Origin of the sequence: Dietzia sp. ANT_WB102 (assembly GCF_008369165.1) — a bacterium.
Taxonomy (GTDB): domain Bacteria; phylum Actinomycetota; class Actinomycetes; order Mycobacteriales; family Mycobacteriaceae; genus Dietzia.
Genome location: NZ_VOBA01000002.1, coordinates 431645 through 446985, shown reverse-complemented (window position 1 = coordinate 446985; position 15341 = coordinate 431645). Strand labels below are relative to the sequence as shown.

At 69.4% G+C, this 15341-nt stretch carries 14 protein-coding genes; 6 read left to right on the top strand and 8 right to left on the bottom strand.

Going from position 1 to position 15341, the window contains the following annotated elements:
* Positions 1–59: 59 nt before the first annotated feature.
* From FQ137_RS13770 to FQ137_RS13745, 6 genes are all read right to left on the bottom strand, one after another.
* Positions 60–1964 carry a penicillin-binding protein 2 gene (locus tag FQ137_RS13770; protein WP_188065040.1) on the bottom strand — a complete coding sequence of 635 codons (1905 nt, stop codon included), beginning with the start codon at positions 1962–1964 and terminating at the stop codon, positions 60–62.
* A gap of 29 nt (positions 1965–1993) precedes the next feature.
* Complete coding sequence (locus FQ137_RS13765) at positions 1994–2797, bottom strand: hypothetical protein (protein WP_149293162.1); 804 nt, start codon at positions 2795–2797, stop codon at positions 1994–1996.
* A complete protein-coding gene (gene rsmH / locus FQ137_RS13760; RefSeq protein ID WP_149293161.1) occupies positions 2794–3816 on the bottom strand; it encodes a 16S rRNA (cytosine(1402)-N(4))-methyltransferase RsmH in 1023 nt (340 codons plus the stop codon). Before rsmH ends, FQ137_RS13765 begins: the two co-directional genes overlap by 4 nt.
* Positions 3817–3984: 168 nt before the next feature.
* Positions 3985–4461, bottom strand: a complete 477-nt coding sequence (gene mraZ, locus FQ137_RS13755; protein WP_149293160.1) for a division/cell wall cluster transcriptional repressor MraZ — start codon at positions 4459–4461, stop codon at positions 3985–3987.
* 447 nt (positions 4462–4908) lie between these two features.
* Complete coding sequence (locus FQ137_RS13750) at positions 4909–5325, bottom strand: DUF3040 domain-containing protein (RefSeq protein WP_149293159.1); 417 nt, start codon at positions 5323–5325, stop codon at positions 4909–4911.
* A 175-nt stretch (positions 5326–5500) separates the two neighbouring features.
* The gene (locus FQ137_RS13745) at positions 5501–5905 is read right to left on the bottom strand and encodes an SAV_6107 family HEPN domain-containing protein (protein WP_149293158.1); all 405 of its coding nucleotides are present in this window, start codon (positions 5903–5905) and stop codon (positions 5501–5503) included.
* 92 nt (positions 5906–5997) lie between these two features.
* Here FQ137_RS13745 and FQ137_RS13740 point away from each other — a divergent pair, with 92 nt between their 5' ends.
* From FQ137_RS13740 to FQ137_RS13730, 3 genes are read left to right on the top strand one after another with little or no spacing between them, the layout of a single operon-like run.
* Complete coding sequence (locus FQ137_RS13740) at positions 5998–6585, top strand: N-acetyltransferase (protein ID WP_149293157.1); 588 nt, start codon at positions 5998–6000, stop codon at positions 6583–6585.
* Entirely contained in the window at positions 6582–8168 is a 1587-nt protein-coding gene (locus FQ137_RS13735) for an NAD(P)/FAD-dependent oxidoreductase (protein WP_149293156.1), read from the top strand. Before FQ137_RS13740 ends, FQ137_RS13735 begins: the two co-directional genes overlap by 4 nt.
* Positions 8165–8887 carry a DUF3153 domain-containing protein gene (locus FQ137_RS13730; RefSeq protein WP_149293155.1) on the top strand — a complete coding sequence of 241 codons (723 nt, stop codon included), beginning with the start codon at positions 8165–8167 and terminating at the stop codon, positions 8885–8887. Before FQ137_RS13735 ends, FQ137_RS13730 begins: the two co-directional genes overlap by 4 nt.
* 55 nt (positions 8888–8942) lie before the next feature.
* Here FQ137_RS13730 and metF read toward each other — a convergent pair whose 3' ends face one another.
* Positions 8943–9920, bottom strand: coding sequence for a methylenetetrahydrofolate reductase [NAD(P)H] (gene metF, locus FQ137_RS13725; protein ID WP_149293154.1), 978 nt, complete (start codon positions 9918–9920; stop codon positions 8943–8945).
* Positions 9921–10015: 95 nt separating this feature from the next.
* On the opposite strand from metF, the gene FQ137_RS13720 reads away from it, so the two are divergent.
* Together FQ137_RS13720 and mptB are read left to right on the top strand one after the other, a co-directional pair.
* Positions 10016–11095 carry a polyprenyl synthetase family protein gene (locus tag FQ137_RS13720; protein WP_149293315.1) on the top strand — a complete coding sequence of 360 codons (1080 nt, stop codon included), beginning with the start codon at positions 10016–10018 and terminating at the stop codon, positions 11093–11095.
* A 105-nt stretch (positions 11096–11200) separates the two neighbouring features.
* Complete coding sequence (gene mptB / locus FQ137_RS13715; protein WP_149293153.1) at positions 11201–12685, top strand: polyprenol phosphomannose-dependent alpha 1,6 mannosyltransferase MptB; 1485 nt, start codon at positions 11201–11203, stop codon at positions 12683–12685.
* Here the strand turns inward: mptB and FQ137_RS13710 are convergent.
* Complete coding sequence (locus tag FQ137_RS13710; RefSeq protein WP_149293152.1) at positions 12654–13022, bottom strand: Rv2175c family DNA-binding protein; 369 nt, start codon at positions 13020–13022, stop codon at positions 12654–12656. The two genes, mptB and FQ137_RS13710, sit on opposite strands and share 32 nt — an antisense overlap.
* Before the next feature lie 107 nt (positions 13023–13129).
* Between FQ137_RS13710 and pknB the strand changes: the two genes are divergently transcribed.
* Positions 13130–15334, top strand: a complete 2205-nt coding sequence (pknB, locus tag FQ137_RS13705) for a Stk1 family PASTA domain-containing Ser/Thr kinase (protein ID WP_255584364.1) — start codon at positions 13130–13132, stop codon at positions 15332–15334.
* The last annotated feature ends 7 nt before the right edge of the window (positions 15335–15341 follow it).

Genomic DNA, 15341 nt, shown 5'->3' with positions numbered 1-15341 from the left:
GCCTTCCTTGCTCGCTACCCTCCCGTGAACCCGCTACACGCTACCCTGCCGGGCGCCGGTCACTGCGCCTGCAGGACCAGTTCAGGGGCGGGGGCCGACGGCGGGATGTTGTCCCGGTTGACCAGCCACGAGGCGATGTCGTGGAAGAGCGGGGCGGCGGATGCCCCGAGCGTGCCCCGCGAGGGTGCGTCGAGCATGATCGCGATCACGTACCGCGGATCATCGGCGGGCAATATGCCGGCGAAGGTGATCCAGTAGCGCGAGTTGGAGTAGCAGGAGCACCCGGGGTCGATCTGCTGTGCGGTGCCGGTCTTACCACTGATCTGGTATCCGGCGACCGCGGCCTGGGGGCCGGTGCCCGTCTGCGCGCCCGGGCCCGACTGTACGACGGCGCGGAACATGTCCCGCACCGTGCGAGCGGTTTCCGTGCTGACCACACGCTCACCCTCGGGGCGCTCAGCCTGCTGGCTCTCACCGTCCGGACTGACACGCTCGGCGACAAGCCGCGGCGGCACCCGGACGCCGTCGTTGGCGATGGTCTGATAAATGCCGGCCATCTGCAGGGTGGTCATGGACAAACCCTGTCCGATGGGCAAGTTGGCGAAGGTGCCGCCCTGCCAGTTCTGCAGGTCGGGCACGAGCCCCTCGGACTCGCCAGCGAGCTCGATCCCCGACCGTTGGCCCAGTCCGAACTTGTGCAGGTATTCGGAGAACGACTGCTTACCCACTCGCTGGGCCAGCATGAGTGTGCCAACGTTGGAGGACTTTCCGAAGATGCCCGTGGTGGTGTACGGAGTGGGACCATGCTGCCACGCGTCGGAGACCGTGACGCCTTCCATCCGGATGCTGCCATCCACGGAGTGGATTTCGTTCGGATCGGTCAGTCCCGATTCGATCGCGGCGGCGGCAGTGATGATCTTCTGTACGGAGCCGGGTTCGAACGGCGATGTGATGGCCGGGTTTCCCAGGTCCGCTCCGCGCTCGAGTTCGGCCCCGACACCGACAGCGGGGTTGAAGGTGTTGTCGTTGGCCATCGCGCGTACCTCACCGGTGTGGGCGTCCAGCACAACAGCGGAGGCGGACTCGGCCCCGGAGGAGTCCTTGGCGGACTGGATAGCCTTCTGCACGTGCCACTGCAGGTCGGCGTCGAGCGTGAGACGGATGGTGTCCCCGTCACGGGGTTCGGTCACGTTGCGAAGCGTGCCCGGGATGACGGTGTTGTCCTGGGCACGGTCAAACGTCTGACGCCCTTCCTCTCCGTCGAGCTCGTCGTTGAAGTGCGCCTCGATGCCCTGCAGTCCGATCAGTTTGCCGGCATCGCTCTTGGTCGTCGCACCGACGACGTTGGCGGCGAGTGCGCCTCCCGGGTATTCGCGGATGTCGACGCGCTCCGCGCCGATCATGGGGAACTTGCGGGTGATCGCGTTGGCGAGGGTGACGTCGACGTTGCGGACGAGGTAGGTGAAGCCGCCCCCCGATGAGAGTTTGGCCTTTATCTCGTCACGGTCGACTGCGTCACCGAGAACGGTGCCGAATTCATCGGCCATCTCGGCGACCAGCTCGTCCCAGGTGGGTTTGGTGCTGTCGAGTTCCCGGCGGGCTTCGGCGTTGCGCTGCTCGACCAGTGGCTGGATCGACAGATCGCGGGCCTCACGGGTGAACGCGATGGGGTCGCCGTGCAGGTCGATGATTGCCCCCCGGGTAGCGGGGAGGACCTCGTGGACCTGACGTTGGCTCTCGGCGCGGGCCGCGAGCTCGGTGCCTCCGATGGTCTGCACCCAGAAGAGCTTGACCAGGGCAATGACCATAATTATTGCGAAGGCGGAACGCATGAAGGTGAAACGGCGTTCGGTCGCGGAGGCGGTGAGGACCCTCCCGAAGCGGTTCGGTGGACGCCCGCCCCCCGGCGGGGTGCCGTGCGGGGCGCCCCGGGCTCCCGTTCCCGGGCTGCGTCGTTCGGTCATCTCCAGGGGGCCTTTCAGGGTTCGGGTGTCTAGAAGAGCTGTCCGGGCACCGGGGCAAGGGTGGCGATGTCCTCACCGAACGGCGCCGGTGCCGGCGGGACCAGATCGGGCGCGGGCCCAGCCTCCGCGGCGGGGTCCGGTTCGGCGGGCTCAGCCATGGGCGCCGGCGGGGCGACCGGTGACGGAGGGACTACGAGGGGTGGGTAGGGGACGGGGGCGACCCCGCGGGGCGTGCGGTCCTGGGGCGCCTGGGCGGGCGGGGCGTCGAACCCGTCCCGGGCGGACGACCTCGACGGATGGGACGCTACCGGAGCAGGCTGCAACGGCTTGATCGGCGCGCCGAGCTTCGGCTCGGGCTCACCGACGATCTCGATCACGCCGTCCGATCCCCTGGTCAGGATGGGTGCGCTGGCGACGCCTACCATTCCCAGTTTCTCCGCACGCTGGGCCAACACCTCGGCTGATCGCGCGCGTTCATTGGATGCCTGGAGTGCCTCCAGGTGCTCCACCAACTCCACGTTGGCATCGCGGGCGTTCTTGAGGTCGTAGGTGTCCTGGGTGGTCTGGGCAGACAAGAGAAGGGTGCCTCCCACTCCCGCGCCGATGAGAAGGAGGAGGACGACGACGAAGGGGACCCTCGCGGCGACTTCCGCGGGACTCAGGCGTTCCGCGGGAACGACAACGGTCCGGCGGCCACGCACAGACTGGATGACCGGCCTGCGTCGGAGTCCCACCGCCCGTCCTGCGGGCGTGGGCGCGTCGGCACCCGGCCTTTTCGCCGGACGGGTGCCGGGCCCGACGGTGATACCGGGCGTGTCGATCGTGCTCGTCATGGGGTTCTCCCGTCGATACGCCGGACACATCGCACCCGCACCGAGGCCGAGCGCGGGTTGTGGTCGATCTCCTCTTGTGACGCCTTTTCGGCTCCCCTGGTGACCGCCTCGAACTCTGGGCCGTGGCCGGGGAGCTCCACCGGCAGGCCGGCGGGTGTGCGCGATGCGGTTCGTGTCGCGAGTTCGCGCTTGACGATCTTGTCCTCGAGGGAGTGGTAGGACATGAAGACCGCACGACCACCGGTCCTGAGTAGGTCCAGGTACCCCGGTACCGCGTTTTCCACGGCCTCCAATTCGGCGTTGACCTCAATCCGCAGCGCCTGGAAAACGCGCTTGCCTGGATGACCGCCGGTCCGGCGAGCCCCCTGCGGGATCGTGTCGTAGAGCAGTTCGACGAGCTGCGAGCTGGTGAGGACAGGATCGGTGTCCCGGCGGCGGACGATCGCGGCGGCGATTTGACGTGCGAATCGCTCCTCCCCGTACACGCGCAGCACGCGAGCGAGGTCGTCACGGGGGTAGTCGGCCAGGATGTCTGCGGCTGTGGGGCCGGTGGTGGGATCCATCCTCATGTCGAGTGGGGCGTCGACGGAGTACGCGAAACCGCGTTCGGCCACGTCGAGTTGCATGGATGAGACACCGAAGTCGAGGAGGATCCCGTCGACCGCGGGGCCCGCCTCATCCCGTGCCCCGGTGGGCAGCGCCGAGATGACCCGCTCGAAGTCATCGAACCGGGCGTGCACCGGCGTAAATCGGTCGCGGTAAGCGACAAGTCGGCGAGTCGCCATGTCGAGAGCTTCAGGGTCGCGGTCGACCCCGAGGATGTGCAGGTCTCCGAACTCAGCCAGCAGGTGGGAGGAATGCCCCCCGAGCCCGAGGGTGCCGTCCACGATGACCGGGACGCGCCCCTCTTGCTCGGCGGTCTCGACGACGGGCCGGAAGAGTTCGATGGTTCGCTCGAGAAAGACGGGGACGTGCCCAGAGCGCGATTCGGCGCGGTCGGCATCAGACTCTCCTGCCATCTCGCCTCCTCGCGTCCGGAAGTCGTCGGTGCTCCGGTTGTGGTGGAGCCCCCTGGTCCCCGTCCGGTACCCACCTGGCGTTGGGGAAGTACGTCAGGGTGGTGCCGGGCAGGGGCCGGGGGGCTCCGTCCGTCGTGCTCTCGCTTGCTTGTCGTGTCCTCTTCCGGATCAGAACTCGATACCGAGTGAGGTGCCCTCCATCTCGGAGAACACGGGTAGGTTCTCCTCGCTGTAGCGATCCCACGCTTCGGCGTCCCAGACCTCGAGACGCTCCCCGAGGCCGTTGACGACGCAGTCCTTGTCGAGACCCGCGTAGTTCCGCTGACTCGCCGGGATGGAGATCCGTCCCTGCGAATCCAGTTGCTGGACTTCCGCACCGCTCACCAAGAGCCGGAAGAACGCCATGTGCCTCTCGCTGAGGTTGGCGGTCGGCCGGACCTTTCGGACCAGCGCGTCGAACTCGTCTTCAGGGAAAACCGAGAGTGTGTTGGTGAACCACCCACACACCACCACCCCGTCTGCCAGGCCTGGCCTGAATCGGGCGGGGATCGTCAGTCGCCCCTTGTCGTCGAGCTTGGGACGGTGTGTCCCGTACCCGACAAAGGCTCGTTCGCGTCCAGAGTCGACGGGATCGGTGTCGGTCACCCGCCACCTCCTGGCGTCCAAGCCCATCGAGCTCCTTGCGTGCCCCACTCTACCCCACAACGCCCCACAAACAAGGGCTGCGCCCCACTTCGCCCCACCGCGGCTAGTCTTCGCAGGCCACAGGCAGTCCTGTACAGAAAAGCGTTGCCGGCGATCGAGTCCCACCCCTCCAACTCGCTCAATTCTCGCGCCTATTTTGAGGCTCATGTGACTCAGCGAGACTCATGGGGAAGAAGATGCGACTTGGGTGGGGAGTCGTGGGGGGACATGGTGGGACGTGGTGGGGAGGCGTGGCAGCCGGGCAGGGCGGTTCGTCGCTTGCGGCCTAACCGCCGCGCGTATCGCAGACGCCGGAGCGGGCCGCCGCCCGAGCGACGGCGGACAAATGACAGAAGGGGTGAGCGCTGATGCGCTCACCCCTTCTGCGGAGGCCGAGGAACGGGCCGGCTACGGCTCCTGGTCGAAACGACGACGGAAGCGATCCTCCATCCGGGATGAATAGGACCGTCCGTCAGCGGACTTGGTCGACGCCCGTCCGGCACCGGGGACTCGCGCGCCGCCGGGGCGCTTGAGTCCGTGGGTTCTCTGCGCCGGCGTGGAGCGCAGGGCGAGGACGCCCGCTGCGAACATGACGAGGAACCCGACGAGACTCAGTACCGGGAAGCCTCCGGGCTTGAAGTCGAGGGCGAGGCCGCCGATCAGAAGGGCCACTCCGAGGATCGCCAGCGCAACCACCAAGCCCGCAGGACGACGAGCACCGGTCGAACCGGTCTTTCGGACGGACGACGCGAACTTGGGGTCGTCGGCGTAGAGCGCGCTCTCGATTTCCTTGAGCATGCGCTGCTCGTGCTCGGACAGGGGCACTTCGACCTCCTTCAATTGCTCGTGATGACGAGCGCGGCCGGCTCGGTTGGTTCGCACCAACCGTGGATGGGGATCAGCCGGTCAGGGTTCCTCCCATCATACGAGGGCAACGCGGCTGGGACCACCGGGATTCCCCTCGAAGGGCTAGGGAATCCCGCTCCTGGCCGCAGGTGTCTCAGGCCGCGGGGCCCAGGACCCCCAACCGCTCGTCCACCACATCGAGAAACCGGCCCACTGCCCACAGGAAATCATCCGCCATGTGATCCGAGATCGTGCGCGGGAGGCCGTCCTCGACCGCGGCCGCCAGCGCGGAGTACCCACCAAAAGCGGTCGCCCACTGGCCCAGCTCCGGTACCTCTGCCGCGAGCCGGTGCCACACGTCCGCGGGCCCGCGCCGCCGCGGCCCCGGAGCAAGTAGTGCGCTCGCTGCGTACCTCGCGGCGCGGTATGCCTCGAGGAAGCGCTCGGCAGGATCCGCGGCGGCGATCGCGCGTCCACGGTGCAGCTCTGCCCGGCTCGCCCGTCCGAGGATCCCCACGGCTCCCCCGCCAGACATCCGCTGCCTGTTCCAGCTATCCATCTCCACCGCACCTACCCTTCTGCGCGCACGGTATCGCCCAGGTACGACACATCCCGACGCCCCGGATGCCCGCCCGTGATGAAATGGGGTGGATGGACACCGTGATCACCCGGCTCGATGCAGCCGACTTCCGAGACCGACTGCCCGAGGCTCTGGGGGTCTACGTCGACGCCATGGGCTATTCCCCGCAGGTGATCCGTTCTCGGGCCGCAGCGTGGATGGAGCACAGCTACCGGGAGGGCTGGTCCGGGGTCGCCGCGTTCGAGGCTCCGCGTCGGCGTCTGCTCGGTCCGACGCGGGGTCAGCTCGTCGCCATCTGCTACGGCTACCACGGTGCTCCCGGGCAGTGGTGGTACGACCAGGTCTCACGGGGGCTCCGAGACCGTGGCCGAGAACTCCCACCCGACTACGTGGAACTGACGGAGTTGCACGTCGCCCCCGGACTCCAGGGGCGAGGGATCGGCGCGGCTCTCATGCGCACCTTCCTCGACGACCGGCCGGAGAGCACGGTTCTGCTGTCGACGCCCGAGGTCGAGGGCGAGAACAACGGCGCCTGGCGTCTGTACCGGTCGATGGGGTTCACCGATGTGCTCCGTTCCTACCGGTTCCAGGGCGATGCCAGACCGTTCGCCGTCCTGGCCCGGTCCCTGCCCCTTCCAGATGACGGGGATCAGGCGTGAACCCCCGGCATGACGTCGTGGTGATCGGCTCCGGCCACAACGGGCTAGTGTGCGCCGCCTATCTGGCCCGCTCCGGATTCGACGTGCACGTAGTCGAGAAGGACACGGTGATCGGTGGGGCAACGTCGACGGTCGAGCGGTACCCGGGCCACCGCACCGACCGTGGATCCTCGGCACACCTGATGATCCGGCACACCGGCATCATCGAGGAACTCGATCTGGCAGCACACGGGCTGCGTTACATCGACTGCGACCCCTGGGGATTCGCCCCCGCCCCGCCGGGGTCCGATGCCCCACCGATCGTCTTCCACCGCGATCTCGACGCCACGTGCTCCAGCATCGCCTCGGCCTGCGGTGAGGCCGACGCACACGCCTACCGCGAGTTCGTCCGCCGGTGGGATGTCCTCGCGGGCCGGATGATGAAGGGCTTCTCGGTCCGTCCCACCGCCCCGGGCCTCGGATCGGCGTTCCTGGGGGTCGACGACCTTCGCGATCCGTTCGGCACGGTCCAGACCTTCCTGTCGTCCGGTGACGCTCTGTTGGACTCGCTATTCACGTCGGAGCGACTGAAGGCCGCGCTGTCCTGGTTCGGGGCCCAGTCGGGGCCGCCGATGTCGCACCCGGCCACCGCCCCGATGATCGGGTTCGCTGCGCTGATGCACCGGATCCCTCCCGGTCGGGCGATCGGCGGCTCAGGCGCGCTCGCCGACGCCCTCACGTCCGCCGTCCGAGCACACGGGGGTTCGGTCACCGCGGGCGCCGGGGCCGGCGCTATCCGGCGCGCGGGTCCGGGATGGCGTGTCGACACCGAGGACGGACGCTCCCTGTACTGCTCGGCTGTCGTCGCCGCCTGCCACGTCCACACCACCCTGGGGCTCCTCAGCCGTGAGCTTCCGGCGGGGACACTGGACGGCTGGCGACGACGGATCCGACCCGGGTTCGGGCTGGGCATGGCCGTTCGGCTCGGCACCAGCGACCTGCCCACGTATCCCGGCGTCCCCACCAGCATCAGCGCCCACGGTTTGCAGCTACTCGTCACCGACAGGCGTGACCTCGACCGTCGCTACGGGGTCGCCGCGGCAGGTGCCCTTGACGCCGACCCCGCCGTCCTGGCGATGAGCTTCAGTTCTCTCGACCCCTCACTCGCGCCGGAGGGCCGGCACGAGCTGACGCTGTGGTCGCAGTGGCACCCCCGCCACCTCGCCGACGGTCGTGGATGGTCTGAGGAGGGAGGCGCGGAGGCGGACCGGATCGTCGCGGTCGCGGACCGATTCGCTCCGGGCCTGGCCGACTCGATCATCCACCGTCACGTCCAGACCCCTGAGGATCTGGAGATCGAACTGGGACTGATCGGAGGGAACGTCATGCACGTGGAAATGTCGCTGGACCAGATGTTGCCGATGCGCCCCCACCCCGATCTGCGCGGTTACGCCGTGCCCGGGGCTGACGGAGTCTTCCTGGCGGGGGCATCGACGCACCCGGGTGGCGGTGTCATCGGGTCCAGCGGCAGGACTGTGGCACAACTCGTCTCGCGCAGTCTCGGCAGGTCGGCGCGGCGGCGACTGCGGCCCCGGGCACAATGACCGCCGTGACCGTGCACCTCCCGAACGCCCCCGCGCGCAGTGGCCGCTCCCGGCTGCCCCGGCGGTTGGCGGGCATCACCGCCCTGGCCTCTCTCCTGGTGGTCCTCTCCGGCTGTCTCCAGCTCAATGCACAGATGAGCGTGCGCAAGGACGACACCGTCTCCGGCAGAATCCTGGTGGCCGGAGACCAGCCAGCACAGGCGACCGCTCTCGACCGGATCATCACACCGCCCGGGCTCGAGCAGAAGGTCCGGATTACCCCATACTCTGCGGACGGATTCACCGGCCGCGAGATCTACTTCACCCAGCTGACGTTCGCAGAGGTCGACGCGCTCACCCTGGCGATCGACATCGAGGGGGCACGGCCGTACACCCTGGGATTCCGACGCAGCGGAGACACGGTGTCCTTCAGCGGGTCGGTGGACCTGTCGCTGTTGCCCCCCGACCGCTCCGAGACGGCAACCACCCGGGTCGACCTCACTTTTCCCAACCGCATCAGCGAGACGAACGGCACCATCGGGGCCGGTAACTCCGTGAGCTGGACCCCTGCTCCGGGGTCCATCACCCGGATGCAGGCCTCGTCGTCGTACCCGGACCCGGCCGCCCGCGGGTTCGCCGTGTGGATGATCGTGGGGATCGGCGCCGCCCTGTTGGTGGCCATCGGGACCATCCTGGCCGCCCGTACGTCCCGGGCCCGCGCCGACCTGTTGGTCCGCTGACCTGGCCGCGCACGACCGACTCCGGCGTCGAACCGATCCCCCGGCGTAGTTCGGATTAGATCTGGCCGGCCGCCACCCCGGAGGCGGGAGCCATCGATAGGTTAGCGAGCACCTCATGCGTGGCCTTGGAGAAGTTGAGGGTGTTGAAGTGCAGGCACGGCACGCCCTCGGCGATCAACCGATCGCACATGCGGGTGGTGAGGTCGATGCCGACCTCGCGGACCGCAGCGCGGTTCTCCTCCGGCCCGTCCCCCGCCGCGGCCCGGAGACGCTCGGACAGATCGTCGGGCAGTGCGCAGCCCGAAAGCTCAACCATTCGCTTCACCTGGCGCAAGCTCGTGACCGGCATGAGCCCGGGAATGATGGGTTTGGCGCCCTGCTCCGGGTCCGCCGCGACGGCCCGGTCACGCAGACGCAAGTAGTGCTCCACGTCCCAGAACATCTGGGTGATCGAGTACTCAGCCCCCGCACGAAGCTTGTTGACCAGGATCTCGGTGTCGTGGTCGAGGTCACGAGCCCGGTAGTGCCCCTCCGGGAACGATGCGACGCCCACGTGGAAGTCACCCACCTCGTGGATCAACCGGACGAGTTCCTCCGCATAGTGCAAACCCTCCGGGTGAGCCGTCCAGTCCCCCAGCGGATCCCCGGGCGGGTCGCCACGCAGCGCGAGGATATTGGACACCCCGACGTCGCCGTACATCCGGATCATGTCGCTGAGCTCGGCGACCGTGTGATCGACCGCAGTCAGGTGCGCGATCGGCAGCAGGTCGGTTTCGCGGACGAGGCGCTCGACCACCCGGACCGTCCGGTCCCGGGTTGATCCCCCTGCCCCGTAGGTGACTGAGACGAACGCCGCCCCGAGGTCGGAGAATACGGAGGCTGCACGCCAGAGGCGTTCCTCGGCGACTTCGTCACGCGGCGGGTAGAACTCGACGGAGAATGGAACTCTCGGGGTGGTCGACGTCGCGATCCGCTCCACGATGCTCGGGGGCCGGCCGCCGTCCGTCGGGTCGGAGTCGGGTAGCTGGGTCACCCGACTAGGGTAGCCCGGCACTCGCCCGGGCTGGCCGCCGCCCGACGACTAGGATCATCGGCGACGAGGGCGTTCGGACAGTGCGCCCGGAAGGGATGGTGCCCGTGGTCCCGGCGACTCGCCCCGACGACGGAGAACGCGTCCTCGCCGCGCTCCGCCGCCACATCGACGGACGTCGCGTGGTCGTGGCGGGAATCGACGAGCGGGTCGATCGCCTGGTCGGGCTCCTCTCCGACTTCGTGCTCGACGGCGGAAAGCGAATACGACCCCGATTCGCGCTGGCCGGTTGGGCCGCAGCCAGCGACACCGACGCGCCCGCCCCGGACGAGGTCGTGACCGCCTGCGCCGCTCTCGAATTGATCCAGGCGTGCGCCCTGATCCATGACGACATCGTGGACGCCTCCGACACGAGACGCGGGCGCCCCACCGTCCACCGCACGGTCGAGACCTCGCACCGTGACGAGAACTGGGACGGGGACGCGGCGCGTTACGGCGTCTCCCAGGCCATCCTCGTGGGAGACTTGGCCCTGACCTGGGCCGACGAGATGTTCGTGTCGTCAGGCGTCGAGCCGGGCGCGCTGTCCCGGGCGTTGGGGCCGTGGCACGCGATGAAGACCGAGGTCCTGTCAGGACAGATGCTCGACATCCTCGCCGAGGCCTCGGGCGCCACCGACGAGATCACCCCGGCCCGGGTGAACCGCTACAAGACCGCCGCTTACACTGTCGAGCGGCCACTGCACATCGGCGCCGAGCTCGCCGGTGCCGGGGCCAAGACCGTCTCGGCTCTGCGGGAGTTCGGGGTCGCCGTCGGGCAGGCCTTCCAGTTGCGCGACGACATGTTGGGCGTCTTCGGCGACCCCGAGGTCACCGGCAAGCCCTCCGGGGACGATCTGCGCGAGGGCAAGCGCACCCTCCTGCTCGCTCGCGCCACCGCGCTCGCCCCCCGTTCGGACTCGGCGTTCCTCCTGGATATTCTCGGCACAGAGCCCGATGCGGCCACACTCGAACGCGCCCGGGCCATCCTCGTCGAGTCTGGCGCCGTGGCCTCTGTGGAGGCCGAGATCGACGCGTTGACCACCCGCGCTCTGGACGCCATCGCCTCCGACGCCATCAGCGATCACGGGCGGGACACGCTGCGGGCACTGGCGGAGGCCGCGACCCGTAGGCGAGCCTGATCCGTGCCCGACGCGACTGAACCCCTCCCCGACACGGCCGTCTCGCCGTCGTCATCGTTCGCGCCGCGGGGGCCATCGCCGACACCCGCGTCGCGGATCCGCGCGGTGACCACCGCGACGACCGCGTCGGCCCGCGCCGCCCTGACCGGGCCCTCCGGACCTGCCCTCTGGCGAGGCGTCCTCGGTTCTGTTCTGCTCACCGTCTCCGGTTTCGGCGCGGGCGCCCTCCCCGTTGACGGCGGCGCGGCCGTCGCGGTGGGCCTGCCCGGTTTCACGTTCGGCCACGGCGAGATGCTCGCCCTCATCGTGTGCTGGGCGGGCGTCGCCCTCCTGGTCACCTCGTGGCTCGCGCTCGGCCCGCGCGCGATCTCCGGACGGCTACCCACCCGCGACCCCGTCTGGGCCACCGCCCTGTGGTCGGCGCCGATGCTGCTCGCGGTCCCCCTATTCAGCCGCGATGCGTGGTCCTACCTCGCGCAGGGCGCCATGACCGCGGCGGGCGTCGACCCCTACCACCACGGACCAGAGGCCAACCCGGGCCCGTTCACCAACGAGGTCAGCCCGGACTGGCAGTCCACGGCGACCCCCTACGGCCCGTTGCACCTACTTCTCATGCGCGGCATCGTGACCCTGTCTGGCGGACACCCGACGGTGGGGGTCATCATCCTGCGGGTGGCCGTGCTCGCCGCGCTGGCTGCCCTCGTCGCACTCGTGGTGGCTCTGGCCCGCCGCACGGGGGTGGACGCCGGGGCCGCGGCGTGGATGGCGGGCGCCTCCCCACTGTCCGTGATCCACCTGTCGGGCGGGCTACACAACGAGATCTTCCCGCTGGTGGCGTGCCTCGGTGCAGTGGTGCTCACCCTGGACAGGCGCACCGCGCGGGCGGGCGCGGCGATAGGGATCGCGGTGGCGTTCAAAGCCACCGCCGTGATCGTGGCGCCATTCCTGCTGTGGATCGCCGTGGATCTACGCCGGTCCTCCCCCTCGACGCGACGCCCCGTCGCCAGCGCGCTGCTCGACACCGGGATAGCCGCCGGTGCCGCAGTCGTCGCGTTCGTCCTCGCCACGCTGGCCGCGGGCACCGGGTTCGGCTGGGTGGACGCGATCTCCGTCTCCGACCGGGTCATCAACTACCTCAGCGCGCCCACCGCGGTGGCGCACCTGGTCCACGCGGTGTTCGACACCCCCGGCTTCGAGGATGTCCTGGCCGTCGCCCGTCTCGTGGGACGCGTGGTACTCGCGGCGACGCTCGTGGCGGTGTGGTGGCTGCACCGGCGCGACACGAGCGCGGCACTGCGCGGCATCATGGTGGCCCTGCTGGCCTTCGTGGTCCTCAACTCGCTGGCCTGGCCCTGGTACCACGTGTGGGTGGCGGCGTTCTGGATCGTCGCCCGACCCGGCCGACGCGCGACCACCGCAGCCGTGGGAGTGACCGTGTTCCTGGTGATGGCGATCGGGCCCAACGGCTCGACCAGCCTCTACAGCCCGGCGCTCGTCGGGACGGCCGTGGCGGCATCCATCGCCGCGGTCTGGTGGTGGTGGCGCGCGACCATCGAGGTCAGAACGCCATCGCCTGGGCGCGACGCATGACCTCACGCGCGCGGTGACCATGTAGCGCATCGGACGGCCGGCCGGGCAGGGTGTCGTCCTCGGCGAACAGCCAGCGCAGGATCTCCTCGTCCCGATAGCCCCCGTCCCTGAGGACAGCGACCAGCCCGGGCAGGAAGCGCACGACTTCGTCGTCGGAGTCCAGGAACACCGCGGGCACCACCATGATGCCCGCGCGCCGGACGGCGAGAAGTGTCCCGTCGCGCAGCAGATCGTGCACTCGGGTCACGGGGATGCCCAGTCGTTCGGACACCTCGGGCAGGTTGATGGTCTCTACGTCGGCGGGCAGGACGTCGTCGGCGTGCGGAACGGTACTCACCCCACCCAGGTTAGTCCCACGGGCGAACTGAACCCCACCGCCGGGGCTGTGGACCCGGTCCACTCGTGACATACCGCGAACGAGACGGGAGGGGCAGAATGGACGACATGAGCACTCACGACGGGATGCCCCCCGGACCTGGCACCCTGCTCGACGGGCGGTACCGGCTCGACGCCGTGATCGCCCGCGGCGGGATGTCCACCGTCCATCTCGCGACGGACGAGCGGTTGGACCGGCACGTCGCTGTCAAGCTGCTCGACCCGACCCTCGCCGGGGACCGCGCATTCGTCGACCGCTTCACCCTCGAGGCCCGGTCCGCGGCCCGGCTGTCGGATCCCGGCATCGTCCAAGTCTTCGACCAGGGCATCGAGGCAGGCACCGCGTTCCTGGTGATGGAACTCGTGCCCGGCGGGACGCTACGTGAACTGCTCGACGAGCGCGGCCCCATGCCACCGTATGCGGCGGCCGCGGTACTGCGCCCACTGCTCGGCGCCCTTCGTGAGGCGCACCAGGCGGGACTCGTACACCGCGACATCAAGCCGGAGAATGTACTGATCTCCACAAACGGCTCGGTCAAGCTCGCCGACTTCGGGCTGGTCCGCGCGGTGGCCGAATCCCGCGCCACCTCGAGCAGCATCGTCATGGGTACGGCCGCCTATCTCTCCCCAGAGCAGATCTCCGGCACCGACACCGACGCCCGGTCGGACCTGTACTCCCTCGGCGTGCTCGCCTACGAGATGCTCACCGGGGAACCGCCGTTCAGCGGTGACAACAACATCGCCGTGGCCTACCGCCGCCTCGACACGGACGTCCCGGCCCCGTCCGATCAGTCCGACACCGTCGCCGAGGACCTCGACCACCTCATTCTGCGAGCCACCCGACGCAGTCGCGAGGACCGATACGCCGACGCCGGTGAGATGTTGAGGGACCTGGACCAGGCCGCCAAGGACAGCCGGTTCCCGGACTATGTTGTCCCGGCGCCACGGCAGTCCTCGTGGGCGCGTGCTCGGGCTAACGCGGCGCGGGCGACCCCGGGCGGGGAATCAGAGTTCGACGCCGCCGACCGCGAGAGCGGCGAAGCGCTGCGGCGCGGCGACGGGCCCACGCCGACGCGCGTGGAGACCAGGGCTGTCCCCCCTCCGACGGACGCGGGTGTAGCTCCAGCACACTGGCACGGCGCGGGTGCGGGTCCCTACCCTCCCGGTGACCTCGAGGCCGCTCCCGACCGGGACGTCATCCGTCCCCACCGTCAACGCGGGATGTTGTGGCTCATCGTGGTGCTCGCCACCGCCGTCGGCCTCGCGGTGGCCGGGTGGTGGCTGGGGTCGGGACGGTTCGTGGAGGTGCCGTCGGTCCAAGGGATGTCGGTGGGACAGGCGACCGAGGCGGTCAACGCCGTCGGGCTGGCCGCCGCCACGCAGGACGCTTTCAGCAACGACGTCGCCCCGTCCGCGCTGGTGGGCACCGACCCCGGGGCGGGCGAAAGGGTGCCCCGGGGTGACACCGTGCAGGTACTGGTGTCCGTGGGTCGCCCCGTGGTGCCCGAGGTGGGCGCCGACCGATCGGTGGACACGGTGGCCGCAGCACTCCGAGAGAACTCACTGGATCCGGTCCGGGGCGGAGCGGAGCACTCGGACTCGGTGCCCATCGGACAGGTGGTGTCGCTACAGCCGAGCGCGGGCACGACCGTCGACGTGGGTACCCGGGTGGCCATGGTCACAAGCTCCGGTCCCGCACCCGTCGCCGTTCCCGAGGTGGTGGGCCTGGAAGAGGACCAGGCGCGCGCCGCGATTGAGGGCGCGGGCCTGACCGTGTCGCAGGTCAGGAGGGTCTACGACGACGAAGTGGACGGCGGCCTGGCCGTAGGCACCGATCCGGACCCCGGAATCGACGTGTCCCGCGGTGACGGGATCACCCTGCTGGTCTCCAATGCGCTGACCGTTCCGGACATTCGGGACGTCACAATCGACGAGGCGACCGACACCCTCGACAAAGCCGGGTTCACAATTGTCCGAGAGGCACCCGTGACCGATCGTCGGGTGGCCGACGGCCGGGTGGTGCGCACGGATCCGCCCGCTGGGGCCCGGCTCGACCCCGCTAACGCGGTACTGCGGATCGTTCCATCGAATGCGGTGACCGTCCCAGTGGTGCTGGGCTCGCGAGCCTCCGATGCACGTCGGGCGCTACAGGAGGCCGGGCTGCGCTCGAGTATCGACTCGGGAACGTCCCGTGGGATCGTTTTTGGCCAGACCCCGCTGCCCGGCCGGGTGGTGGCCCGGGGAAGCGAAGTCCAGATCGACGCGCTGGGCTGAGACGGGC